Here is a 25446-nt window from a genome sequence, read left to right on the forward strand (position 1 = left end):
GTGCGTTTTTTGATGGGGACGGGGGAACTTGAGTTTGTTATAATGAAGACAGTATTAATTGAGAAAGGATGAACGAAGCGTGGCGCGTAGACAAGCAACAACAAAAAAGCGCCGGACCTCGACGCGCAAGAAGAAGCCGACGGTTGCGGCTAAGCGGCAGATGACGGGGAATGTCATTGGCCTGATTGGACTATTGGTCACGATCCTCGCCTTGTTGAAGGTGGGGTTAGTGGGCATGGTATTCGCAGAGTTTTTCCGAGCCATTGCTGGGAATGCCTACCAGATTTTTGCCGGGCTAACACTCCTCGTCATGGGATATTTGATGATTTTTGGTCGGTGGCCACGACTGACTTGGCGGTGGTGGGTCGGTGGTAACTTGTTTTTCTTCAGTTACTTATTGCTATTAGAGATCCCGATGTTTAATCAATTGAATCACCATACCGATTTTTGGTCGTTGACGTGGAATCTGATTAAAAATGATTTTGCCAAGGGGGGCATGGCCAGTAATCTTGGTGGCGGATTAGTCGGCGCTGCTGGCTATAGTGTCACTTATCCACTATTGGCTAATGTCGGGACAATTTTGATCGCACTGATCCTGATGGTTGCCAGTATCTACATTACCTTTGATTTGCCGTTCCATAAGACGATGCAAGCGTTGCGTCAGGCCTTGATGCAATTGGGCCAGCAACTGCGATCCGGTTATGAATGGCTGACGCACGTGCTCCGGGTTCAAATTGCCCGTTGGCGGGTTCACCAACAAGTGCGCGCCAATCAAGCGGCAAGTACTGAGAAGCAGCCAACGTCAACCGTACCACAGTCAGCAGCCCCTGCTGAGACAACGAGCGGGACTTCGGCGCCGGACTCAGCAGCCAGTGCAGTTACGAGCTCGCCTGCCGACTTGAATATCACGGTGGCTAGTGATCGTGAAGCCTCGCCCATAAAATCCCCAACTTCAGCTGCTACGGTTGATCATGAACAAGAACTCCAAGGGACTGAAGTGATGGATGATGCGGACTACCAGTTGCCAGAGTCAACACTATTGACGAAGATTCCAAAAACGGATCAGAGTGCTGAGTACGCAACGATTGAGAGTAACTCGCAGAAGCTAACAACCACGTTGGCAAGTTTCGGTGTTCAAGTTGAAGTGAAGAATGTCAGCTTAGGGCCATCCGTAACGAAGTATGAGTTACATCCAGCTGTTGGGGTCAAGGTCAGCAAGGTCGTCAATTTAGCGGACGACTTAGCGTTAGCGCTGGCAGCGAAGGATCTTCGAATCGAAGCGCCCATTCCCGGTAAATCATTGATTGGAATCGAAGTGCCAAATAAACAGATTTCAACAGTGTCATTTCGGGATATCGTTGAGGCCCAACCAGCGCACCCGACCAAACCGTTGGCCGTACCGCTCGGCCGTGATGTTTCTGGTAATTTAGTCGTTGCCGACTTGTCTAAAATGCCGCACCTACTGATTGCTGGTTCAACTGGGAGTGGGAAGTCGGTTGCCATTAACGTGATGATCACGGGGCTACTGATGAACACGAAACCAAGTCAAGTTAAGTTTATGCTGATTGACCCTAAAAAGGTTGAATTAGGGGTTTACAATGGGATTCCACATCTGTTGACGCCCGTAGTCACGGAACCGAAGAAGGCGGCCCGGGCGTTGCATAAGGTCGTTGCCGAGATGGAGCGACGCTATGAATTGTTCGCGGATTCCAAGCAGCGTAACATGCAGGGGTACAACCAATATATCCGTCAACAAAATGCGGCTGATGGGCAGTCACGGCCCGTCTTACCATACATTGTGGTGGTCGTCGATGAATTAGCCGATTTAATGATGGTCACTTCGAGCGAAGTGGAGGATGCCATTATTCGCTTGGGTCAAATGGCCCGGGCAGCCGGTATTCATATGATTTTGGCAACACAACGGCCGTCGGTAGATGTTATTACCGGATTAATTAAAGCCAATGTACCGTCACGGATGGCATTTGCCGTTTCAAGTGGGACGGATTCGCGGACAATTATTGATAGTAACGGTGCTGAAAAGCTACTTGGTCGTGGGGACATGCTGTATCAGCCAATGGGCATGAATAAGCCACTGCGCGTGCAGGGTGCTTATATTTCTGACCATGATGTTGAAGAAGTTGTCAACTTTATCAAAGCCCAACAGACGGCTGATTATGACGATAGTATGCTGGTCAAGGATGACGAGACGGATGCCGCTGGTAGTGGGGACCCTCGTGACGGTGAGGATGAGTATTATGCCGAAGCCGTTGAATTGGTGACTGATCAACAGTCCGCCAGTGTCTCGATGCTCCAACGACGCTTTCGTATCGGGTATAACCGGGCAGCACGGATCGTCGACGAAATGGAGGAACGCGGCGTGGTGGGCCCTTCGGAGGGGAGTAAGCCACGTAAGGTTTACCGCCAAAAATCGGCTGACGAAGCGCCCGCGTCGGGTAATGACGCTTAGCGTCCAGTAAGATTGGTGGGCATCATTTGAATGGTATGACTTCACATGGTGGCGCTGCCGATACGATTGAATAATCGACGTTAAAGTAAAGGTTCCAATCGTTAGCCAGATTTGACTAACGGTTGGAACCTTTTTCAGAGACAAATGCGTGATTTTTTTAATTCACATTGTCCCAGAAGTTGGTGGCTAAGCTTGCCGACCATGGCTGAGTGATCCACCAGTAATAAAAAAAGTTACGCTTGTTGTGAGCAAGCGTAACTTTTTTCTTGGTAAGTATTGCAACCATTCGTGGTTCGCAAGGTGTTTAACCTAGAAGGTTAGTAAACCTAACCCAGATAAGGCGGTAAGCACCAATGACCCAATGGTAGAAATGATCATTAACCAGATAACGACCATCGTAATTTTTTGAAAAGTTGATTTTTTCTTCATTATGTTTGTATGCACCACACTTTACGAGTAATTCTTTCATAGTTTAACGTGGAATCAGTTTTTTTTCAATTGAAATTAAAAATAGTCATGGTTTCGTAAATATTCGATACTAATAATGCAAAGAATAATCGTTCCTAGCATCAGCCAAGTGAAAGCGTGGACGAGACCGGCACCAGGTAATTTGACGTTCATGCCATAGATTCCACCGATAATCGTTGGAATCGTCAACACCATCGTGAGTGAGGTCAGAAATTTCATGACATCATTCAAATTATTGGAAATTACTGAACCCACTAATTGACTATATTGCTGCAAAATCTGATTGGTCGTTTCAGCCATGTCACTCGCTTGCTGGGTCTCAATCTTAATGTCATCGGTGAGTGATTGGTGATTAGGTGCGTTGAAATGGGTGATCGAAGTTTCAACCGCGTCAAGCGTGGGTGTGTTCTGATTAAGGGCGGCCTTAAAACGAATCAAGGATTTTTGGTAAGCCATAATGGTAAAGAGTTCCACGTTGTGAGTAGCTTGATTCAAACGGCTTTCCAGGGCGCTTGTCCGTTGGTTGATCAATTCGAGTGCGGTCACAAAACTGTGCTCGATGTACCACATGATAGTCAGCACAAAATCTTCGTGATTATCCAGACTTAGCTTAGACGAGGCCGGGTCCATCACAAAGTCTTGAATAAAACTAGCCGGGTAATTACTGACGGTGATGACCACTTGATCCACTAAAATCAAGGCGAAGGGATAGACTTGAAATTCAAGGTAACCCAGCTTACTCGTCGTGAGTTTGGGATACTGCATCACGATTAAGATTGGTTGACTGGATTGCGTGGTTGATAATTGCTCGGCTCGTGAAACCTCCGCATCGTCGAGGATGGCAGTTAAGTAATCTTTGGGAAGATCAAATTGTGTGACCAGTTGGTCGATTTCAGTTGAGGTCGGGCGTTCAACGTTGATCCAGTATGGCTGATCGTGATGGTCGTCCGGCGTAGTCAAAAGGCCATTTTTACCAGTGGTAAAGTATTGTAACAACGGTCATCCCTCCAGTAATAGTTTATGTTTATTATAGGGCTGTCACAGATGATTGAAAAGTTTAACGATAATCTCTATAATTTAACCCGACACTAATGGGGAGGCAAGTACGCATATGCGAGATTTATGGACCACTTGGTATGGGCAGCTGGTATTTTTAGCCGCCATCTCGATGATCATTTTAGGTGCTAAACGGGTTGCACACCGCGTTTGGCCACATGGATTAAGATTGTTGGATTTTTGGCCGCCATTTTTAATTGTTTTCACCCACTTTCTGACACTGCAAGCAACGGATAGTTCGCTGGCACCGTACGAAGTGTTGTCCCTAATGATTTTGGGGATCGGTTTAACACTGATTGAAGCTGTTGAACGCGGAGAAATCCTTTACTGGCGCTTTTTTAAGCTCTATTGGCGGGGAGCGGAATTATTGACACTCGTCGTCTATATCCTAGCACTTGGCAGCCACTTCTTTTTAACATCGTAAAAATGTCCCCCACTAAGTCCCACCTAACGAAACTAACGTTAGGTGGGACTTTTTTTGATATTTTGTTAACAATTTGGAAAAGTAACAAAACGATGTGGTAGGAAGTGGGGGGGTGTGGTAGACTTGAATTATGTTTAATGAAAGGGGTTGATTGGCCGTGGCGTCTAAGATGTTTTTCGGAGAGTTTGAACATGCCTTAGATGCGAAAGGGCGACTAATCATTCCTGCCAAGTTTCGTGAGCTATTGGGCACTTCGTTTGTCATTACTCGTGGGATGGATGGTTGTATTTTTGGCTATCCCGCTGAACGGTGGGCAACGCTTCAAGCACAGTTAGATGATTTACCACTAACTCGCAAGGATGCGCGAGCGTTTGTCCGTTTTTTCTATGCTGCTGCTGCTGAATGTGAATTAGACAAACAGGGACGGGTCATGATACCTGCAACCTTGAGACAATATGCAAAGTTGGAAAAGCAATGTGTGATCGTCGGAGTTTCTGACCGATTTGAAATCTGGGGTGCCGAACACTGGCAACAGTTTGAGACGGAGACCGCAGCGAACTTCGATGATCTTGCAGAAAACTTGATTGATTTTTAAATAACAATAATAATTTAGGAAGGGGGCGCACGCGTGGCAACATTTGAACACACAACGGTACTTTTGCATGAAGCAATCGCCGCGTTAAACGTCCGGCCGGATGGCATCTACGTGGACTGTACGTTAGGTGGCGGTGGTCATTCTCGTGAAATTTTGCAACAGTTAGGTCCGGAAGGCCACTTGTATAGCTTTGACCAGGATCAAACCGCAATCGATTATAACCAAAGTAACTTAGCGACTTATCTTGAACGTGGTCAGGTCACGTTCATCAAAAGTAACTTTGCCAACTTGAAGACTGAACTAGATGCTCGGGGGCTTGACCACGTTGACGGGGTAGTTTATGATCTCGGCGTTTCGTCGCCACAATTTGATGATGCTGCCCGCGGCTTCTCGTATCAACATGATGCGCCGTTAGATATGCGGATGGATCAGAGTCAGAAATTAACTGCTCAAACAGTTGTCAATACTTGGCCCTATGCGGACTTGGTTCGTATTTTCTATCGCTATGGTGAGGAGAAGTTTTCTAAACAAGTCGCACGGTTGATTGAGCGTGAACGGGCGGTTCAGCCGATCGTGACGACGGGGCAATTGGTCGAAATTATTAAGAATGCCATTCCAGCAAGAGCGCGGCGAACGGGTGGTCATCCCGCTAAACGGGTTTTCCAGGCTATTCGAATTGCGGTGAATAACGAATTGGGCGTACTGGAGACTTCGCTCGAACAAGCGATTGATTTAATCAATGTTCATGGTCGTGTCAGTGTCATCACATTCCAATCGTTAGAAGATCGTCTCGTCAAGACGATCTTTAAGGAGCACAGCGATTTGCCGGAGCTGCCACCTGGTTTACCAGTTATCCCAGCTGAAATGCAACCAGATTACCGCTTAGTCAGTCGTAAACCGGTCGTGCCTAGCGATGCGGAAATCGAAGCTAATCGTCGTGCTCGCAGCGCCAAGTTACGAGCCATCGAACGTTTAAAGATAACGAATAAATAATATTCAGGAATAATTAAAGGAGTGATTAAAATGGCCCAAAATGGATTAGCGCGGGAGTTGCCACAGCAAACTCCTGGCGCAACCACCCCGGTACATAAAACAAAAACCGTTGTGACCCCGAATCCGTCCATCAAGACGCAGCGAGTTGCTTTTTCATTATTTGAAAAAGTATTGTGTGTTGGTTTGAGTTTGGTGGTGTTTGGATTAGCCATTATGTTAGTTTCAACGAACATTGCAACGAGTAACGCACAAAGTCAGTTACAGACGGTGCAAACGAAAGTCACAAAAGTGCAGGCAAAAAATACGTCGGCCGCACAAGAAATCAGTGAACTTTCAAGTCGGAGCCGTTTAAATAAAATTGCTAAGCAGTACGGGTTATCGCTGAACAACGGTAGCATAAGGAATGTTTACAAATGAATAAGAACAAACAACGAATGACTTCGAAACGGTCACCAAAACAAAATCGTAGAATTTTTGGCCAATGGCTATTTTTTGGCGCGATTGCCGTCTTTGGTGTTTTGATCATTCGTTTTTCATATATCGCGATTGTGCGCCACGTCAACGGGGTCAATCTGGTCGAGGCCACCAAGAAACTTTATACGGAAGACCAGACCATCACGGCCAAACGTGGGACTATTTATACGGCCAACGGTGACCCAATCGCTGAAGATACTAGCACGTACACGGTCTACGCCATTATGGCGAAAAATCAGCAAAGTGCTAGTGGCAAGGCACTGTATGTTAAAAATAATGCGAAGGCGGCGCGTGTCTTATCGAAGTATTTGCCAATCAGCTATAAGAAAGCCCTCGCGACCTTGCAAAAAGGCGCAGGTAAGTTCCAAATTGAATTTGGGACGGCTGGTAAGAATATTTCACTGACGACCAAGGAAAAGATCGATGCCCAAAATGTGGCTGGGCTGCACTTTATTGAATCTGAAGCGCGTCTCTACCCAAACGGCACGTTTGCTTCCCACTTAGTTGGGTTGACCACCTCCAAGAGTCAGAAGGATACCGATCAGACGCGGTTAACGGGGTCGATGGGCATCGAGTTGGCTTTTAACAAGCAGTTATCGGGAACCGATGGTCGCAAGACGATTACGAAGAGCGGATATCAAGGTAGCACTGAGACTGGTAAGAAGGTTAAGGATGGGGATAATATTTATACCACCATCGATAGTAAGTTACAGACATTACTGGAAACTAAAGTTTCACAAGTAAACGCTAAGGTCTCACCTAAGTCAATGACAGCAACGTTGATGAACGCGAAGACTGGTGCCATTCTGGCGACGACGCAGCGACCGACATTTAATGCGCAAACAAAGACCGGACTATCTAAAATGTGGCGTAATTTGTTGGTTGAAGACACGTATGAACCAGGATCGACGATGAAGGTCTTTACAATGGCAGCGGCGATCGACAGCGGTAAGTACAATGCTAATGTAACCGTCCCAACCGGTGAATATAAGATCGGTAATAATACCGTTCCTGATTGGAATACGAGCGGGTGGGGCAATATTACCTATGCTAAGGGGTTTGCCCTTTCAAGTAACACGGCGATGGCCCACCTAGAACAAGCAATGGGGGCCAAGACTTGGCTGAAGTACATTAAACGCTTTGGGTTGCGTGAGAGTACTAATAGTGGTCTTGACAACGAGCAGAGTGGTTCAATTCAATTTACGTATCCAATCGAACAAGCGGATACGGCCTTTGGTCAGGGGATTCAGGTGACCGCTATGCAGATGCTTCGTGGATTCACAGCGATTGCTAATCATGGTAAGATGTTACAGCCGTACTTTATCTCCAAGATCACTAACCCTAACACCAACAAAACGGTTTATACGGGTAAGAAGAAGGTTGTAAGCCAGCCAATCAGTTCGAAGACTGCCAGCAAGGTGTTGGATCATATGCAAGATGTGGTATATAAGTCATACGGTACTGGCTCATCATATAAGATCAGCGGGTATCGCATTGCTGCTAAGACTGGGACTGCCCAGGTCAGCAACGGGAGTACGTATGAGCAAGGTGACAACACCTATCTGTACTCGGTCGTCGGGATGGCGCCAGCTAAAAATCCGAAGTACATTATGTACATTACGATGAAACAACCGACACTTAACGGAAGTTCCGCGTCAGATGACATGGCAGAGATTTTTGATACCGTGATGAAACGGGCATTGGAAGAACAAAAAGCGAGTGAGACTAAAGCGACGACGATCAAAATGAAAGATTTGACGAGTAAGTCGACTAGCGCGGCCAAGAAAGCTGCTAAGAAGCAGGGGCTTGACGTGGTCGTTGTTGGTAAGGGTAGTCGGGTCGTCAAGCAATCCATTTCTTCTGGCACTGTCGTTTCAAGTGGTCAACGCGTCATTCTGGTTACCAACGGGCAGATGTATATGCCGAACTTATCTGGATGGTCGGCAAGTGAAGTGGCTGATTTTGCGACGTTGACGGGCGTTAAGCTCACGACTAGCGGGACGGGTTACGTCAAGACGCAAAGTGTGACTGCGGGTAATCCGATCGAAGCTAAGCAGGCAATTAGTGTGACACTGAAGTAGTTATCAAGTCTTAGAATGGAGAATTGTTGTGAGTTTATTAGTGTGGGGTGCAACCCTAATTAGTGGTTTTATTATTGTGTTTGCGTTAATGCCGTCACTTATTCGGTATTTCCGCGCCCGCAAAGAAGGACAGATGATTCGTGAGGAAGGTCCTAAGTGGCATGAGAAAAAATCTGGGACGCCAACTATGGGGGGCCTACTGTTCATTATCGCAATCTTAGTCACCACGTTATGGGTCGGTGGGTGGCAACATCAGCTACAACCAACCACCTGGATTTTGATGTTTATCCTGGTCTTATACGGTGCACTTGGTTTTTGGGATGATAGTATCAAGCTTTGGCGTAAACAAAACGAAGGTTTAAAGGCTTGGCAAAAATTACTTGGTCAAGTCATTGGGGCAGTAATTTTAACGTTGGTCTATCAACATGAACATTTGCCAATGGCACTTAGGATTCCAGGTTTGGGGGTCTGGTCGCTGGGAATTTGGTACATGCTCTTCGCCATCATCTGGTTAGTGGGCTTCTCAAATGCCGTCAACTTAACGGATGGGTTGGACGGATTAGTCGCTGGTCAGGCCACGATTGCCTTTGGTGCGTATGCCGTGATTGCTTACGCTCAAAATCAGTATAATGTGATGTTATTCTGTTTGGCCGTCGTGGGGTCACTATTAGGTTTCTTCGTGTATAATCACAAACCGGCCAAGATCTTTATGGGTGACATGGGATCATTAGCGCTCGGTGGTGCTTTAGCTGCAGTATCGATCTTATTGCATCATGAACTATCCCTCCTCTTGATTGGCATCATTTTTGTCATTGAAACGGCTTCAGTTATCCTCCAAGTCGCCTCGTTCAAGTTAACGGGAAAACGGATCTTTCTGATGAGTCCAATTCACCATCACTTTGAGATGAAGGGTTGGAGCGAGTGGAAGATTGATATCGTTTTTTGGTCGATTGGTTTAGTGGCAGCCGTAATCAGTGTTGCCACGATTATTTAGTCACAGTTTGCTAACTCGGGCATTTTTGTCCGAGTTAGCTGTACATAATTGGTCTTTGCGGTAGGACTTTATTCATTGGTGGTCGCCAAGTAAATAGTACTGATTCCTATCAACGCAACGATTGTTCTTTAAATGGTTGCGTTGTCTGCCGCAGATTATGTCGTGGAATTGGTCACTGGCTCACCATGAATAATTTGCTGATGACCACGAGTTGGTGCATCAGCCACATAACAAGTTAATTTAGGTATCATCTACAAACATTATAGGGAGATCTTGGTTTATGAAGTCGGTTGAGCAGTATCGTAACCAAAAGGTTTTGGTTCTTGGATTAGCAAAGAGTGGGGTCAATGCCGCACGGTTGCTCCACAAATTAGGTGCGTTTGTGACCGTTAATGATAAAAGGAAATTTGATGAGAACCCGGATGCACAGGAATTATTGAGTGATGGAATCAAAGTTATCACGGGTGGTCACCCGTTGTCACTACTAGATGAAGATTTTAAAGTTGTTGTCAAGAACCCGGGTATTCCATACTCAAATCCAATTGTGAGTGGGGCTCAGGAAAAGTGTATTCCAGTTATTACCGAAGTTGAACTTGCATCGCAAATCCTAGCGGGAGAGTTGATTGGGGTGACGGGGACGAACGGTAAAACCACGACAACGACGATGATCACGATGATGCTTAATCAACGCACAAATGCCGGTAAAGCTTACGTAGCAGGCAATATTGGCGTGCCGGCCTCAGCAATTGCACAAAAGGCTACGGCGGCCGACACAATGGTGACTGAGCTTTCGAGTTTTATGTTGTGTGGTATTCAAACTTTGCACCCACATATTGCGGTGATTACGAATATTTATTCGACGCATTTGGATTACCATGGCTCACGTGAGAACTATGTCAAGGCAAAGATGCGAATCACCATGAACCAAACGGCTAATGATTATCTAGTCATTAATTGGGATAGTGAAGAATGGCGGCAACTCAGTAAGCAATCACAAGCAACCGTCGTGCCATTTTCACGGCAAGCCAATACGAAAGATGGCGCCTATGAAGAAGCCGGCAAGCTGTACTTTAAAGATGAGTACATCATGGATGCTGCTGATATCCGGATTCCTGGTGATCATAATGTTGAAAATGCGTTAGCAGCGATTGCCGTTGCTAAACTTCAAGCTGTTCCAACAGCAGGAATCGTTCAAGTCTTGAAGACGTTTACGGGTGTTCGACACCGGACTCAATATGTCGAGACGTATCAGGACCGGCAATTTTACAACGATTCCAAAGCAACCAACTTGGTGTCGACCGAGATGGCCTTGAAGGGCTTTGATCAGCCGGTCATTTTACTTGCTGGTGGTTTGGACCGTGGTAATACGTTTGAAAAGCTTGCTCCCGCATTAAAGGCGCATGTCAAGACGTTAATCGTCTTCGGTGAGACTGCTGAAAAAATGGCGGACGCTGGGCGTTTGGCTGGTATTCAAGATATTGAGTTTACGGACAACTGTGAGACTGCTGTGCCAATTGCTTGGCAACATAGTCAGGCTGGTGACATCATCATGTTATCGCCGGCTTGTGCCAGTTGGGATCAGTACCCGAACTTCGAAGTGCGGGGCGACCGATTTATTAAAGCAATCGAACAGTTAACTGGAAAGGCGGAAGAAAACTAATGCGATTAATGATTTCTGGCGGTGGGACAGGTGGTCATATCTATCCCGCACTGGCACTGATCGATGCCTTAAAAGCACATGATCCCGAAGCGCAAGTTCAGTTTGTGGGAACCCATCGTGGACTAGAGAGCCGCATTGTGCCGGAACGGGGGATCGATTTTAAAACAATCAAGATCCAGGGCTTTAAGCGTTCATTGTCATTACAAAATGTTAAAACAGTCTATTTGTTTTTAAAGAGTGTGGTTACGGCGCGTAAGTACATTAAGGCGTTTAAACCAGATGTTGTGGTCGGAACCGGGGGCTACGTGAGTGGTGCGGTCGTTTTCGCGGCGAGCCAGATGCACATTCCAACAGTCATTCATGAACAGAATTCAGTTGTTGGTGTCACTAACAAATTCCTAAGTCGGTTTGTGGATAAAATCGCCATTTCATTTGAGAGTGCGCGCTCACAATTTCCCGCTCAAAAAGTTGTGATGACTGGGAATCCTCGAGCCCAACAAGTGGCTAATATTAAAAAAAGTGGCGCTTTGGCGCAGTTTGATCTGGATCCTGACATTCCAACGGCGTTGATTTTTGGGGGGAGCCGGGGTGCTGCGCGCATTAACGCAGCAGCGGTCGCGGCAATTCCTGAACTGAACAAACGTGACTATCAGACCTTGTTCGTCACCGGCCAGGTACACTACGAAAAGATTCGGAATGGCTTGTCAGCGACAGCGCTAGCTCCGAATGTTAAAATCGAACCATACATCAAAAATATGCCAGCAATTCTACCAGAAGTCGCGGTTATTCTTGGTCGAGCAGGTGCAACTAGTATTGCGGAAATTACGGCTTTAGGGATTCCTTCAATTCTAGTTCCTAGTCCATACGTTACGAATGATCATCAGACCAAGAATGCACAAAGCCTCGTGAATGCGGGGGCGGCTGAACTGATTAAGGAAGCTGATTTGACGGGAACCAGTTTGGTAGCTGCATTAGATGGCCTTCTCCAAAGTACCACGCATCGTGAAACGATGGCGGCTAATGCGAAAAAACTGGGGATGCCTGATGCGGCCGACCAGTTACTACACGTTTTAGAAACGGTGATTAAGTAGCACAGAGACTAGAGTGAAAGGGTGGGTGTGATGGCCATTTTTCATAAAAAGCCCAAGGAGCGTGAGCACCCCGAGCAGCTGACACCCTGGGAACGGTTTCAACGAGACGCGGCTGAGAATCATCGCGCAGCGCAAAAGAGTCACCATAGTTGGTCAGGTAAACGCCTGCGAATTGGCGATAAATTACCGAAACTCAAATCTCAGCGCCGCCGATTACTTTTCAAACGGGTCGTGATCTTGATGGGCTGTTTTCTGATTGGTGCTGGTGTGGCTGGTTACTTCATTTCACCACTGAGCCATGTTCAGACGGTGACCGTACATGGTAACGATCAATTGTCTGTTACGCAGGTCAAGACGGCGACTAAGATCAACCCTGGAGTTGCCTTATGGTCCGTGATTGGTCATGATCAACGGACTACTAAGCGCGCAGAACGTGCCCAGCCGCAAATCGGCAAGGTCACGACTAAGTTAGTTGGATTGAACAGTGTTCGGGTGACAGTTAAAGAAATTCGCATCGCGGGTTACTTATCGACTGGTCAACACTATCGACGAATTTTGGAAAATGGGTTGATTTTGAAAGCGACCTATTCTCAACCCGGTGGCGGTTCACCGATCTATGCCAACTTTAAAAGCGGTCACCGCTTAGCAACGATGATTGCACAGTACGCTAAGTTACCATCGGCGGTCAAACACAATATTTCTGAGATCAAGTTTGCGCCGAACAAGGCTAATCCCGAACGGGTTCATCTTTACATGAATGACGGTAATGAAGTGTACGCAACAATTAGCACTTTTGCTAGCAAGATGGCTTATTATCCGGGAATTGTGGCGAAGATGAAAACCAAGGGTGTCATCAATCTTGAGGTGGGCGCATACTCCTATCCGTTCAAGAATCAGAATAATTGATAGAATGCTAAGTGTGACCTTTTTAAAAGCGCTTAGGATATGGTAAACTAAGGAATAACTGGATATGTCAGCGAATCCTTGAATATTTATGTAAAATACTAGGAGGTTCCTCTATTATGGATAATTCAGGAATTTATGTCGGACTTGATATAGGGACCACCTCAATAAAAGTCATTGTTGCTGAACGTGTTAAAGGGCAAATGAACGTTATTGGTGTGGGAAGCGCACGTTCTAATGGTTTAAGTCGTGGCGTGATCGTCGATATTGATAAGGCGGCCGAAACGATTCGATCAGCAGTACGCCAAGCTGAAGAAAAAGCAAGTATCGAAATAAAAAAGGTGATTGCGGGAGTTCCCGCTAACCTGGTTAAAATTGAACGCTGTCGTGGTATGATTGCCGTGGCAGATGAGTCCAAAGAAATTAATAATGAAGATGTTCAAAACGTTGCGGCGGCTGCGTTAGTTCAGAGTTTACCGCCAGAGCGGGAAGTACTGGATGTCATCCCCGATGAATTTGTCGTCGATGGCTTTGATGGCATCAAGGACCCACGTGGCATGGTTGGGGTCCGGCTTGAAATGCACGGCACCCTGTTCACTGGTCCGAAAACAATCATTCACAATACGCGGAAGGCTTTGGAAAAGGCTGGACTGCAAATTGAACAGATTGTGATCGCGCCCTTGGCATTAAGTTCCTTAGTGCTGAATGACGGTGAACAAGATTTTGGTTCGATCATTATTGACATGGGCGGTGGTCAAACGACTGCGGCAGTTATACATGATCACCAATTGAAGTATACTTACGTTGACCAAGAAGGCGGCCAGTATATTACCAAAGATATCTCGGTCGTTTTGAATACATCGATCGAGAATGCCGAGAAGTTAAAGCGTGATTATGGCTATGCCGATGCTCAGCAGGCCTCGGATGATGAACTTTTCCCAGTTGATGTTGTTGGGCAAAGTACACCGGAGCAAATAAGTGAGCAATACTTAGCAGAAATCATTGAGGCTCGTCTAGACCAGATCTTTGATAAGGTCAAGCAGCACTTGGATGAGATTCGGGCGCTCGAGCTCCCCGGTGGCATTGTTTTAACTGGTGGGGTGGCAGCATTACCCGGTATCACTGATTTGGCGGCGCAACGTTTTGGAACGCGAGTTCGCGTCTTTACGCCTAATCAAATGGGCTTGAGGCATCCGTCGTTTGATGAGGCGTTAGCGGTCATCAAATATCAAGCGGCCTTGAGTGAAGTTACGTTACTCGTTAAGAGTGCACTTACCGGTGATACTCGTGCCAGTGTGGCGTTGGAATTTGCTGATACAACACCAGCACCTAGCCAACCCGCAGCACAACCTAAAAAAGCAACTAAGAAACAGTCTGCGCCACAAGCACCACAGGAACAGGCTGATCCAGATCATAAGGGAACTGTTGAACGGGTCAAAGGCTTCTTCAACCACTTCTTTGATTAATATCGGATAGAAATGACGGAGGAAAAAACATGGAATTTTCTTTAGATTCAACCCAGAACTCAGGGGCTAATATTAAAGTCATCGGTGTCGGTGGCGGTGGTGGTAACGCCGTTAACCGGATGATTGCTGAAGATGTTAAAGGCGTCGAATTCATCGTTGCCAACACTGATGTGCAGGCATTACAAACTTCAAATGCCGAAACTAAAATTCAACTTGGACCAAAGCTTACGCGGGGATTAGGCGCAGGTTCTAATCCTGATGTTGGTTCCAAGGCTGCGCAGGAAAGTGAAGAGGCCTTGACAGAAGCGTTACAAGGCTCAGATATGGTCTTTGTAACGGCCGGTATGGGTGGCGGTACTGGTAATGGTGCGGCACCAGTTGTGGCTAAAATTGCTAAGGACTCCGGCGCGCTGACAGTGGGTGTTGTCACCCGTCCATTTACATTTGAAGGTCCTAAGCGTGCTCGTAACGCTGCTGAAGGAATTGCTCAGATGAAAGACAACGTTGATACGTTGATCATTATTGCTAACAACCGTTTGCTTGAAATCGTTGATAAGAAGACTCCAATGATGGAAGCCTTCCAAGAAGCTGATAATGTGTTACGTCAAGGGGTTCAAGGTATCTCTGACTTAATCACGTCACCAGGGTACGTTAACTTGGACTTTGCCGACGTTAAGACGGTCATGCAAAACCAAGGTTCCGCTCTGATGGGTATTGGCTCTGCTAGTGGTGAAAACCGGACGGCGGACGCGACTAAACAAGCCATTTCTTCACCATTATTGGAAGTTTCAATCGATGGTGCCGAACAAGTCTTGCTGAACATCACGGGTGGCCCCGACATGTCCTTGTATGAAGCCCAAGCTGCTTCTGACATTGTTTCCCAAGCGGCAACGACTGATGTTAACATTATCTTTGGGACTTCGATCGATGAAAGTCTTGGCGATGAAGTCCGGGTGACCGTGATTGCCACTGGTATCGATCAGAAGCAACGCGAACTCAAGATGGACAGCCAGCCTAGTCGTAGTGAAGCTAGTCAGCAACGAGGCGGCATGTTCGCAACGCCAACTGACCAGCCAGCGACGAGTGAAGCGGCCCAATCAAGTGAGTCCCAAGCTAACGACCCATTCGGTAATTGGGATATTCGGCGCGAACCGAACAATTCACGGCCAGTCAACAATGGTCAAGAGTTTAACAATGTTGAAAAAACTGATTTTGATGTCTTTAATGACAACTCACAAGCTGACGATAGTAAGGATGATAACAGTGGTGATTCGCTAGATACACCACCATTCTTCAAGCGCCGGCGTAAGTAAAACGGTGAAGGGAGCGCAAGCACATGGCCGGATTCATTAGTAACTTTTTTGGTGTTGGTGATTCTGACAGTCAGTATGAGGAACCCACCGAAGCTTCCCAAGCGGCGGCTCCCACTGAATCTGCAACCAATACTCGGAGCACGCCAAAGGTAGTTCCAATGCAAGGGGGCAAGTCGGTGAATAGCAAAATTGCCCTATTCGAACCGAAAATTTATTCGGACGTGAAAGAAATTGCGACGCAGTTATTGAAAAATCAAGCTGTAATCATTAATTTTGATCACGTCGATGATGAAATGGCACGCCGGATTGTGGATTTTTTGACCGGGACGGTTTTTGCCATCAATGGTGAGATCGAACGGATCGGTGATGAAATTTTCCTCTGTATTCCTGAAAATTACGAGGTTTCCGGAAGTACGACAAGTCAGTTTGATACGAGCAAATTATAAGGAGTGAGTGGCCTGTTAGTGACGATTATTAGTCGGTTGTTTCAACTGTACCAATTAGCCATTGTGGTTTACATTTTGATGTCATGGTTCCCGGGAGCTTATAATACTCGCGTGGGCCAATTCTTAGGTCAAATCTGTGAACCATTTCTCAGTATTTTTCGGCGCTTTATTCCCGCAATTGCCGGACTGGATTTTTCGCCGATCATTGCGCTGTTGGTGCTCCAATTAGCTGAAAGTGGCCTATTTTATCTGATAACTTTATTGATATACTAAATTAAAATAACGAGGATAGTATCGTGAATGATAACTTAAAACAACATTTTCGCGATAGTGAAGCCCCATTTATTGAACAGGTCACTGGTTGGCTACGGCAAGTAGCTGATCAGTACCGACCAATCTTAACTGCGTTTTTGAACCCGCGACAAATCTACATTGCGCAAACGCTGGTCAACCAGTTAGACGACGTGCGGATGCGGGCATCCGGTGGCTTTGAAGGTGCTGAGTTACAACGGATCTTATTTTACCCGGTGTATTACGAACCTGAAGTGGCCGATTTTCAAATCACACTGTTTAACATTGTTTATCCCGTGAAGTTTGCCACCTTAAAGCATGGTCAAATTCTGGGTACGCTTGCCAATGCCGGCGTCGAGCGTGATGTCTTTGGTGACATCGTGACTGACGGAACGACATGGCAGTTTGTGTGCGAAAACGAGATGGCCAGCTATTTCGAGGAGCAAATCGACCGTTTTGGTAAGACGAAAGTCCACTTAACAGCGGTACCATTGTCGGCGGTGATCACACCGGAAGACGACTGGGAGGCAGTTACTACGACGGTTAGTTCATTACGTGCGGATAGTATCATTAAGGCGGCGTTCAACTTGTCGCGGCATCACGCCAAGGAATTGATCGAAGGTGCTAAGGTTCGGCTGAATTGGGCTGACTTACCGAAAGCTGATTACGAGTTAGCATTGTTAGATATGCTGAGTGTGAACCATTACGGTCGTGTCCGACTTGCCGAAATTAGCGGTGAGACCAAAAAAGCGCGGCTGCGAATAACATTAAATATTATTCATAGTAAATAGATATTGGAGGAATTCTAATGGTGTTAAGTCCTGATGACATTCATAACAAAGAGTTTTCAACGAAACTGCGTGGTTACAATATTGATGAGGTTAATGATTTTCTAGAACAAATTATCAAAGATTATCAAATTACCTTGAAGCAAAATAAAGACCTCCAAGAACGGTTGGACTCGAGTGAAGGTAAGTTGAAGTATTTCAATGAATTGAAAGATTCCTTGAATCAATCTATCTTGGTGGCTCAAGAAGCTGCTGATAAAGTGAAGACGAACTCTAAGAAGGAAGCCGACATTATCACCCGCGAAGCTCAGAAACAAGCGTCTGACATTGTGAGTGAAGCAACCGACAAGTCAAACCAAATGATCGACGAAGCTTCTCAAAAGGCCAAACGATTATCCGTTGAAACTGATGATTTGAAGAAACAAACGCGGGTCTTCCGGCAACGCTTGCAAGTGATGTTAGAATCGCAGTTAGAAGTGGTTAAGAGCAAGGATTGGGATCAACTACTTAGCGAAACGAATACGGCTGATTATGCTGAAATTCAACACGTTTTAAAGGAAGATAACCTTGACAACTCGGGGGATGCGAGCGTAAACTCAGAAGCAACCGTTGAAATTACGGAAGCAACGAGTGGTGAGACCCCCGTTGCGGACGGTGGCGATCAAGTCCAACAACAGACGGTGGTTATTTTCCCTGATGATGACAGCACTAATAATTAATTAGGCGATCGTCAGGCACAATTGAAGCGAATTGAATGTATTGAGGAGAACAGCAAACAATTAACTAATACGCCCAGAGAGCTGCCGGCAATGGAAAGGCAGTCGTCCCTTAGTTAGTTGCAGATCATCTCCGAATGCTATCCTGAATTGAGTAAGGGTGGCCGGTCCATGGACGTTAACCATGCTAAGAGAGAATTTAAACAATTCTAAAATTGGGTGGTACCACGATAACTTCGTCCCTGGGTGGACGAAGTTTTTTTGTGTCTAAAAATCCAATGGCGATTGTTTGATAAAAATTTTAAGGAGTGAGAATATGCGCGTTAAAGAAACGTTAAACCTCGGTAAGACCAAGTTTAAAATGCGTGGAAACTTACCGGTCAAAGAAGTTGAACGGCAAAATGTGTGGGCTGAAAATAAAGTCTACGAACAACGGCAAAAATTGAATGAAGGTAAGCCAAGCTTTATCTTACACGATGGCCCACCATACGCGAATGGTGATATCCATATGGGGCACGCCTTAAATAAGATCACGAAGGATTTCATCGTTCGCTATAAGTCGATGAATGGGTTTCGGGCACCTTACGTTCCTGGTTGGGATACCCATGGGCTACCAATCGAACAGAAGTTAAAGCAAGCCGGTTATGACCGCAAGAAGATGACGGACAATGAATTCCGAGAACTTTGTCGGAAATACGCGTTGGAACAAGTTGATCGTCAACGTGATGAGTTTAAGCGCTTAGGCGTTGCTGGTGAATGGGACAACCCATACTTAACGTTAAAGCCAGAATTTGAAGCGGCTCAAGTGCGGGTCTTTGGTGCGTTTGCTAAACGTCACTTGATCTACCGGGGCCAAAAGCCTGTCTTTTGGTCATGGTCTTCTGAATCGGCTTTGGCAGAAGCTGAAGTGGAATATCATGATGTGACATCGCCATCCGCCTTCTACGGTGAACATGTCATTGATGGTAAGGGTGTCTTAGATGATGATACCTATATGGTTGTTTGGACAACAACTCCTTGGACGATTCCAGCTTCAGAAGGAATCACAATCGATGCAAGTTTTGATTACGTCGTTGTGCAACCGGCTGGTGAAAATCGTAAGTTTGTGCTCGCGGCTGAATTGTTGGACGAAAATGCCGAACGATTTGGTTGGGAAGATGTTCAAGTGCTTAAAACGGTCAAGGGTGCGGAACTCGAAAACATTTTGTGCGAACATCCTTTTGACAATAGTCGGCATTTAGTAACGATGTTAGGTGATTTTGTCACACTTGATTCTGGGACTGGGCTAGTGCATACTGCGCCTGGTTATGGGGAAGATGACTACCGGATCGGTAAGCAATACGACCTGCCAATCTTTGCTCCCGTAGATGACAAAGGGTTCTTAACGGCTGAAGCTGGTGATGATTTTGCGGGGGTCTTCTACGATGACGCTAACAAGATCGCACTGGACAAGTTGAAGGCCGCTGGGTTATTACTGAAATATATGCCATACGAACACAGCTATCCATTTGACTGGCGGACTAAGAAGCCGATTATCTTCCGGGCAACGCCACAGTGGTTTGCTTCCGTTGGTGATATGCGTGATGAAATCCTTAAGTCGATGGATGACGTTGAATTCTTCCCAGAGTGGGGTAAAAAGCGTCTTTACAACATGATTCGTGACCGTGGTGACTGGGTCATTTCACGGCAACGAGTTTGGGGTGTACCTCTTCCAATCTTCTATGCTGAAGATGGCACTGCCATCATGGACGAAGTGACGATTAACCACGTAGCTGATTTATTTGGCAAGTATGGTTCGAATGTTTGGTTCGAACGCGACGCTAAGGACCTATTGCCAGATGGCTATACTAATGAACATTCACCAAACGGTACCTTTACTAAGGAAACCGATATTATGGATGTTTGGTTCGACTCTGGTTCATCACACCAAGGTGTCCTGGCAGAGCGCTCATACCTCGACTATCCAGCCGACTTATACCTTGAAGGTTCTGACCAATATCGTGGTTGGTTCAACTCAAGCTTGATTACGAGTGTGGCTGTTTCTGGACATGCCCCATACAAGCAAGTCTTGTCACAAGGTTTCACGTTGGATAATCAAGGTCGTAAGATGAGTAAGTCACTGGGCAACACGATTGCGCCAGCTGATGTTATTAAGCAGATGGGTGCTGAAATCGTTCGGATGTGGGTCGCTTCAGTGGATACCAGTTCCGACGTTCGGGTCTCAATGGAAAGCTTTAAGCAAGTAGCCGATTCCTACAAGAAGTTCCGGAATACGGTACGCTTCATGTTAGGCAACACCGCAGACTTTGATCCGAAGACCAACCGCGTGGCTTATGAAGATTTAGCAAGTGTGGACCAGTACATGGAAACACGGTTGAACGAATTCGTAGCTGAGACGAAGGACCATTACGATCATTATGATTTCTTGGATATCTACAAGAAGTTGATCAACTTCTTGACGGTTGATTTATCAAACTTCTATCTCGATATTGCCAAGGATATTATGTACATTGATGCCGAGGATAGCCATTCACGGCGGTCGATGCAAACGGTCTTCTACGATGTTTTGGTTGCCTTGACGAAGCTCTTCACACCAATGCTGCCACACACGACTGAAGAAATTTGGCCATTTTTGAAGGAACCAGAAGAATTTGCGCAATTAGCTGAGATGCCAGCTGTTCAAAATTATGCGAACAGCGACGAGTTGATGGCTCAATGGACGCGGTTCATGGATCTTCGGAGTAACGTCTTAAAGGCGTTGGAAGAAGCCCGGGATGCTAAGTTGATTGGTAAATCCTTGGAAGCACACTTGGATTTGTATGTTGATGATGATACGCAAGCCTTCTTAGATCATCTGAACACCAATGTTCGGCAGATGTTGATGGTTTCAGCATTAGATCTACACGCGTTAAGTGACGCGCCTGAAGACGCAGAAACATTTGGTGACACGTTAGCCATCAAGGTTGGCCATGCTGACGGTGACGTTTGTGATCGTTGCCGAATGGTTAAGACCGATGTTGGCAGTGACGAGGCCTATCCGATGTTATGTGCACGGTGCGCCGCAATCGTTCGTGAAAACTACCCTGAATCAGTAACAACTGGTTTGGAAGTTTAATCTGAATTAAATTTAGCGTGAGTCTTGATAACTTATGAAAAGTGCCACTAATCAGTCGAACGGGACTGATTAGTGGCACTTTTTTATTAGATTTTTTGGGAATGCGGTTACCAGATGGCGGATGATTGAACATGTTTGGTTTTAAATTAAATGTTGCATGTGAATGATTGGAAGCGAATTTGACTGTCTCAATCTGACCACTTGCCACGTGAATGAGACCACTTGCCTTTAAAAGTGAGACACGGTGGTCATATGCGGGTATGCTGACGGTATTCTAAGTGGGAGATGGTAACCATGTTATTAACAACGCATCATTTAACCAAAACTTATCGGCAACGCGTCGCTGTCAATGATATTAACTTACAAGTGACGACGGGGAGCTTGACTGCTATCATAGGCCCAAACGGCGCTGGTAAGAGTACGTTGATCAAAATGCTGATTGGTCAGTTGGTACCAAGCGCTGGTACGATTGAGTTACAGACGACTAAACAAGTTGGGGTCGTTTTTCAAAACAGTGTTTTGGATTCAGAACTAACGGTTGTTGAAAATTTACAGTTGCGTGCCCATCAGTATCACTATTTACCAAAGCACCGAGTTGAACAGCTCGGAGCACAATTGGGATTGACACGCTTTTTGCATCAGCGTTATGGGACACTTTCTGGTGGTCAAAAGCGGCGGGTTGATATTGCCCGGGCATTGCTCAATCAGCCGGAAATCTTGTTTTTAGATGAACCGACGACGGCCTTGGATATTCAAACTAGGACGGCAATTTGGCACTTGTTGCATCAGTTGCAACAGCAAGAACACTTGACGATTATTTTGACGACTCATTACTTGGATGAAGCGGATACAGCCGATAATGTTTACGTGATTGCGTCAGGACAGGTAATTGCTAATGGGACGGCGACCAGTATTAAGCAGCAATATGCTCAACAACGGCTTGTGTTGACAGCGGCGCCAACATGTGTGTCCGCAGTATTGAAGCGACTACCACCAATGAAAGTGGACGTGGCAGGCAATCAAGTGAGTTGCGTTGTACCTAATATGACGATAGCCTTACAGGTCTTGGATACTTGTCGTATGTTATTAACAAATTTTGAATTTCATCCGGGAACTATGAATTAGGCATTCATGACCTTAACAGGAAAGGAGCTGGTTTAAATGTTGGCATTGATTAAGCGTAACTATCTGTTATACTTTCGCAATCGGAGCGGGGTGTTATTGTCACTATTGAGTGCTGCAATCTCATTTATCTTATACTTGGTTTTTCTCAAACAAGGTATGCACCGCGACTGGGCACAACTGCCCCAAGCCAACCAATTATTGGACAACTGGCTAATTAGTGGGACGTTAGCACTCACGGGAATCACAACGACACTAGCTGGTTTGAATCAACTGGTTTGGGATCGGGAACGACAGATTCAGACGGACTTATTGTTAACTGATGCCGGGCCGCTTCAGTTACAGGTGAGTTATTTAGTTAGCGCGACCATCGTTGGAATCGTGATGCAGCTCTTGATGTTCTTCGGCATGTGGGGGTATTTTAATGCAGCGGATGGCTTAACCATCTCCGGCTCAGAATTGTTGGCCGTCTTTGGTTTGATTATCGTTAGCGCCGCCTTTGCGACCCTGGTCAATGCGGTTATTTTGAAGCGGGTCCGAGCAGTTGATAATCTTGGTAAAATAGCAACGATTCTCGGCACTGCGGCTGGCTTTTTAGTTGGAATCTATATTCCGGTTGGGTCGTTACCGTCATTTGCTCAGACTTTAGTCAAACTGACACCAGGAAGTTACGTGGCGTCGCTATATCGGCAAGCATTAATGTCCGACACGCTCAACCATGTTTTCAATCATCAAATGACGGCACAAGCCTATTTTGAACGATTGATGGGTGTCCGACTGAACTGGTCAGGATTATTGACGACCTCCCAAACATATCAGATAATGGGATATATCTTTTTAGGCTGCTTGTTAGCAGTGTTGATAGCACCGTATCGACAGCGACGTCGCATACAACGACTAAATTAAAATGGGGTGGTCAAGGTGGTCCAAAGTCAGTTTATACAGGATGAACAGGTAGCGGCAACACAGCCGGAGGTGTTAGTTAAGGCACCGGTACTGAATCAGCCAGTTCGAGTGCTGATGACGTACATTGACCAATTTGAAACAGGGCAACCGGCGATCTTACCGGTGAAAACGACCGAGCAATTGATGATGGTAAAAATCATCGATATTATTCTGGCGGATGTCCAACATGGTCAGCTGATGATTTACACACAGACAGGCATCGTGACCAGTAAGGAGCCACTGATCCATTTTCGGCAACGACTGGCAAACTCTGACTTTGTTCAAGTTTCGAAACATGCTGTTCTGAATCTTAACCATCTAATAACCTTGAGTGATAGCTTTTCGGGTAATATGACGGCAAGATTGACTAATCAGGTTAAAACTGAGGTGAGCCGGAAGTATGTAAAGTCACTGATGACTAGTTTAGGGGTTTAGGAGGATAGCGATGAAGGTTTTCTTACGGCGAATAATGAGTGGGTGTGGTTATGGTGCGGTTGCCTACCTTGTTCTGCTTGCATTGGGAGTTCAGGCGACGCGTCCCACGCCAATGAATATCGTGAGTGTATTGGTGATGAGTTCGTTGATTGGGTTGCTGACCTTAATATTTGACGTTGAACAACTATCAGAATTAGGAGCGTTATTGTTGCATGTTGGTGGTACGTTAGTTCTTGTCATTGGTATGTTAGGTTTTAATCACTGGCACGTGACGATTGTTTTCTGGGGTTTGTTCACAGGTGTCTACCTAGTACTCTGGGGTACGGTCCGCTTCAATCAATATTTGAAGGTTACCAAGATTAACCAAGCGTTGGCTAAACGGCAACCCACGACAGCGACCCGGCCGCACTCATAGTGTTAAACAGGAGTGCACGTGCTGATCGATGACAGCGTCAGTGATTTATTGAACAATTCAAGTGCTGGACCTGGTCACTCGAATGGTTATTATGAGAAATGGTCCTTTGCAATTGAATTTTCATAAAAAAGTCAGTATGATAATGAAGTAGTTTAAATTAAGGTCGATTTTATATAGATAGGATGTTGATGGCTGTGAAAATGATCAAGGTACACGGTTCTGGTAACGATTTTTATTTATTGGATCAAACACAATTTCAAGCACCGTTATCGGATGCGGATTTGAAGCAATTGGCAATTAACATTTGTAAACGTGACGGCGCAGGTTTGTACGATGGCGCTGATGGCGTGTTGGTTGTTGATAAATCAGAACATCCACAAGTACTTGGTCGGATGCGGGTCATTAATGCGGACGGGACGGAAGCTAGCATGTGCGGTAATGGGCTACGGACCGTTGCTCGTTATTTGGGCACGCAAAATAGTCAGGAAGACTTCCGGGTTCAGACGATGTATGCGGACTTAAAGGTGCAGGCCGTTGCTGATTTTGCGGCCCACGTCCCAGCTTACAGTGTTGAAATTTCACCCGTAACTTTCGACGCGCAGACACTTGGCATGCATGCGAATAACGATGCGACGACAATTATTAATGAAAAGATTCCAGCGCTGTCTGCTGACTTGAAATTCTCAGCTGTGGCGGTGCCTAATCCGCATTTGATTGCGTTCGTTGACCATGATACGTTGGTTGGCCCCGAATTAGGACGTATCGGTGAATGGATGAATGATGGTAAAAACCAAATTTTCCCTGATGGCGTCAACGTTAGTTTTGTGGAAGTCTTAGGACCAAATTCAATTTTTGTACGCACGTTTGAACGCGGGGTTGGTTTTACCAATGCTTGTGGGACTGCGATGTCGGCTTCCTCATTGATGTACGTGTTATTACACCAAGAAAGTACCGATTTTAATCAAGAAATCCACGTCACCAATCCTGGTGGGATGGTCAAAACCGTTGTTCACCAAGGTGCCGATGAAGAATACTGGATGGAATTGATCGGTAACGCGACGTTCGTCCGGATCGTGACTTTGCCATTAGAAGATGCGCTTCAGGGCGACTACAGCCCAGCTACCGCAACGGAAACTGGTGAGCAGGTTGCTTATGAAGATTTCGTCGCTAACCTTGCAAAGGCCTAAT

The 25446-nt window shown here is 46.0% G+C and carries 24 protein-coding genes and 1 other annotated feature; of the genes, 22 read left to right on the plus strand and 2 right to left on the minus strand.

Features of this window, described 5'->3' with window-relative positions; translation table 11 throughout:
• Nucleotides 1–79 precede the first annotated feature (79 nt).
• Nucleotides 80–2467 (plus strand): DNA translocase FtsK, encoded by a 2388-nt coding sequence (locus ACWQAU_RS10255; RefSeq protein WP_003645941.1) that lies wholly within the window; start codon nucleotides 80–82, stop codon nucleotides 2465–2467.
• Nucleotides 2468–2776: 309 nt separating this feature from the next.
• Here ACWQAU_RS10255 and ACWQAU_RS10260 read toward each other — a convergent pair whose 3' ends face one another.
• On the minus strand, nucleotides 2777–2896 hold the full coding sequence (locus ACWQAU_RS10260; protein ID WP_003645940.1) for a DUF4044 domain-containing protein: 120 nt from the start codon (nucleotides 2894–2896) through the stop codon (nucleotides 2777–2779).
• A gap of 75 nt (nucleotides 2897–2971) precedes the next feature.
• Nucleotides 2972–3931 (minus strand): magnesium transporter CorA family protein, encoded by a 960-nt coding sequence (locus ACWQAU_RS10265; protein WP_003640865.1) that lies wholly within the window; start codon nucleotides 3929–3931, stop codon nucleotides 2972–2974.
• A gap of 115 nt (nucleotides 3932–4046) precedes the next feature.
• Here ACWQAU_RS10265 and ACWQAU_RS10270 point away from each other — a divergent pair, with 115 nt between their 5' ends.
• The 21 genes from ACWQAU_RS10270 (at nucleotide 4047) to dapF (ending at nucleotide 25445) form a co-directional block, all read left to right on the plus strand.
• A complete protein-coding gene (locus tag ACWQAU_RS10270; RefSeq protein WP_003640864.1) occupies nucleotides 4047–4415 on the plus strand; it encodes a DUF3397 domain-containing protein in 369 nt (122 codons plus the stop codon).
• Nucleotides 4416–4584: 169 nt separating this feature from the next.
• The gene (mraZ, locus tag ACWQAU_RS10275; protein WP_003644614.1) at nucleotides 4585–5010 is read left to right on the plus strand and encodes a division/cell wall cluster transcriptional repressor MraZ; all 426 of its coding nucleotides are present in this window, start codon (nucleotides 4585–4587) and stop codon (nucleotides 5008–5010) included.
• Nucleotides 5011–5043: 33 nt separating this feature from the next.
• Nucleotides 5044–6003, plus strand: a complete 960-nt coding sequence (gene rsmH, locus ACWQAU_RS10280; RefSeq protein WP_003645938.1) for a 16S rRNA (cytosine(1402)-N(4))-methyltransferase RsmH — start codon at nucleotides 5044–5046, stop codon at nucleotides 6001–6003.
• Between the two features lie 30 nt (nucleotides 6004–6033).
• On the plus strand, nucleotides 6034–6420 hold the full coding sequence (gene ftsL / locus ACWQAU_RS10285) for a cell division protein FtsL (RefSeq protein ID WP_003640861.1): 387 nt from the start codon (nucleotides 6034–6036) through the stop codon (nucleotides 6418–6420).
• Complete coding sequence (locus ACWQAU_RS10290) at nucleotides 6417–8558, plus strand: penicillin-binding transpeptidase domain-containing protein (RefSeq protein ID WP_003640860.1); 2142 nt, start codon at nucleotides 6417–6419, stop codon at nucleotides 8556–8558. The genes ftsL and ACWQAU_RS10290 overlap by 4 nt, the downstream gene beginning before the upstream one ends.
• A 28-nt stretch (nucleotides 8559–8586) precedes the next feature.
• Nucleotides 8587–9552: a phospho-N-acetylmuramoyl-pentapeptide-transferase gene (gene mraY / locus ACWQAU_RS10295; RefSeq protein ID WP_003640859.1), complete on the plus strand. Its 966-nt coding sequence runs from the start codon at nucleotides 8587–8589 to the stop codon at nucleotides 9550–9552.
• A 280-nt stretch (nucleotides 9553–9832) separates the two neighbouring features.
• The gene (gene murD, locus ACWQAU_RS10300) at nucleotides 9833–11212 is read left to right on the plus strand and encodes a UDP-N-acetylmuramoyl-L-alanine--D-glutamate ligase (protein ID WP_027821195.1); all 1380 of its coding nucleotides are present in this window, start codon (nucleotides 9833–9835) and stop codon (nucleotides 11210–11212) included.
• Nucleotides 11212–12303, plus strand: coding sequence for an undecaprenyldiphospho-muramoylpentapeptide beta-N-acetylglucosaminyltransferase (gene murG / locus ACWQAU_RS10305; protein ID WP_003640857.1), 1092 nt, complete (start codon nucleotides 11212–11214; stop codon nucleotides 12301–12303). The genes murD and murG overlap by 1 nt, the downstream gene beginning before the upstream one ends.
• Nucleotides 12304–12333: 30 nt before the next feature.
• Nucleotides 12334–13209 (plus strand): cell division protein FtsQ/DivIB, encoded by an 876-nt coding sequence (locus ACWQAU_RS10310; RefSeq protein WP_003640856.1) that lies wholly within the window; start codon nucleotides 12334–12336, stop codon nucleotides 13207–13209.
• A gap of 116 nt (nucleotides 13210–13325) precedes the next feature.
• Nucleotides 13326–14672, plus strand: a complete 1347-nt coding sequence (gene ftsA, locus ACWQAU_RS10315) for a cell division protein FtsA (RefSeq protein ID WP_003640855.1) — start codon at nucleotides 13326–13328, stop codon at nucleotides 14670–14672.
• 29 nt (nucleotides 14673–14701) lie between these two features.
• Complete coding sequence (gene ftsZ / locus ACWQAU_RS10320) at nucleotides 14702–15985, plus strand: cell division protein FtsZ (RefSeq protein WP_003640854.1); 1284 nt, start codon at nucleotides 14702–14704, stop codon at nucleotides 15983–15985.
• Between the two features lie 23 nt (nucleotides 15986–16008).
• Nucleotides 16009–16431: a cell division protein SepF gene (locus tag ACWQAU_RS10325; RefSeq protein WP_003640853.1), complete on the plus strand. Its 423-nt coding sequence runs from the start codon at nucleotides 16009–16011 to the stop codon at nucleotides 16429–16431.
• Between the two features lie 18 nt (nucleotides 16432–16449).
• Nucleotides 16450–16704: a YggT family protein gene (locus ACWQAU_RS10330; protein WP_003645935.1), complete on the plus strand. Its 255-nt coding sequence runs from the start codon at nucleotides 16450–16452 to the stop codon at nucleotides 16702–16704.
• Between the two features lie 23 nt (nucleotides 16705–16727).
• Nucleotides 16728–17513 (plus strand): YlmH family RNA-binding protein, encoded by a 786-nt coding sequence (locus ACWQAU_RS10335; protein ID WP_027821194.1) that lies wholly within the window; start codon nucleotides 16728–16730, stop codon nucleotides 17511–17513.
• A 17-nt stretch (nucleotides 17514–17530) separates the two neighbouring features.
• Nucleotides 17531–18229, plus strand: coding sequence for a DivIVA domain-containing protein (locus ACWQAU_RS10340; protein WP_003640850.1), 699 nt, complete (start codon nucleotides 17531–17533; stop codon nucleotides 18227–18229).
• Between the two features lie 31 nt (nucleotides 18230–18260).
• Nucleotides 18261–18473 (plus strand) — a binding site (T-box leader).
• A gap of 69 nt (nucleotides 18474–18542) precedes the next feature.
• Nucleotides 18543–21341 (plus strand): isoleucine--tRNA ligase, encoded by a 2799-nt coding sequence (ileS, locus tag ACWQAU_RS10345; RefSeq protein ID WP_027821193.1) that lies wholly within the window; start codon nucleotides 18543–18545, stop codon nucleotides 21339–21341.
• Between the two features lie 294 nt (nucleotides 21342–21635).
• Nucleotides 21636–22466, plus strand: a complete 831-nt coding sequence (locus tag ACWQAU_RS10350) for an ABC transporter ATP-binding protein (RefSeq protein ID WP_033607963.1) — start codon at nucleotides 21636–21638, stop codon at nucleotides 22464–22466.
• Nucleotides 22467–22502: 36 nt separating this feature from the next.
• Nucleotides 22503–23369 (plus strand): ABC transporter permease, encoded by an 867-nt coding sequence (locus ACWQAU_RS10355; protein ID WP_027821192.1) that lies wholly within the window; start codon nucleotides 22503–22505, stop codon nucleotides 23367–23369.
• A gap of 15 nt (nucleotides 23370–23384) precedes the next feature.
• Complete coding sequence (locus ACWQAU_RS10360) at nucleotides 23385–23843, plus strand: LytTR family DNA-binding domain-containing protein (protein WP_013355685.1); 459 nt, start codon at nucleotides 23385–23387, stop codon at nucleotides 23841–23843.
• A 10-nt stretch (nucleotides 23844–23853) separates the two neighbouring features.
• Nucleotides 23854–24258, plus strand: a complete 405-nt coding sequence (locus ACWQAU_RS10365; RefSeq protein ID WP_013355684.1) for a DUF3021 domain-containing protein — start codon at nucleotides 23854–23856, stop codon at nucleotides 24256–24258.
• A 188-nt stretch (nucleotides 24259–24446) separates the two neighbouring features.
• Nucleotides 24447–25445, plus strand: coding sequence for a diaminopimelate epimerase (gene dapF / locus ACWQAU_RS10370; protein ID WP_003645933.1), 999 nt, complete (start codon nucleotides 24447–24449; stop codon nucleotides 25443–25445).
• Nucleotide 25446: the final 1 nt, after the last annotated feature.

The organism is Lactiplantibacillus sp. 3062, assembly GCF_055413545.1.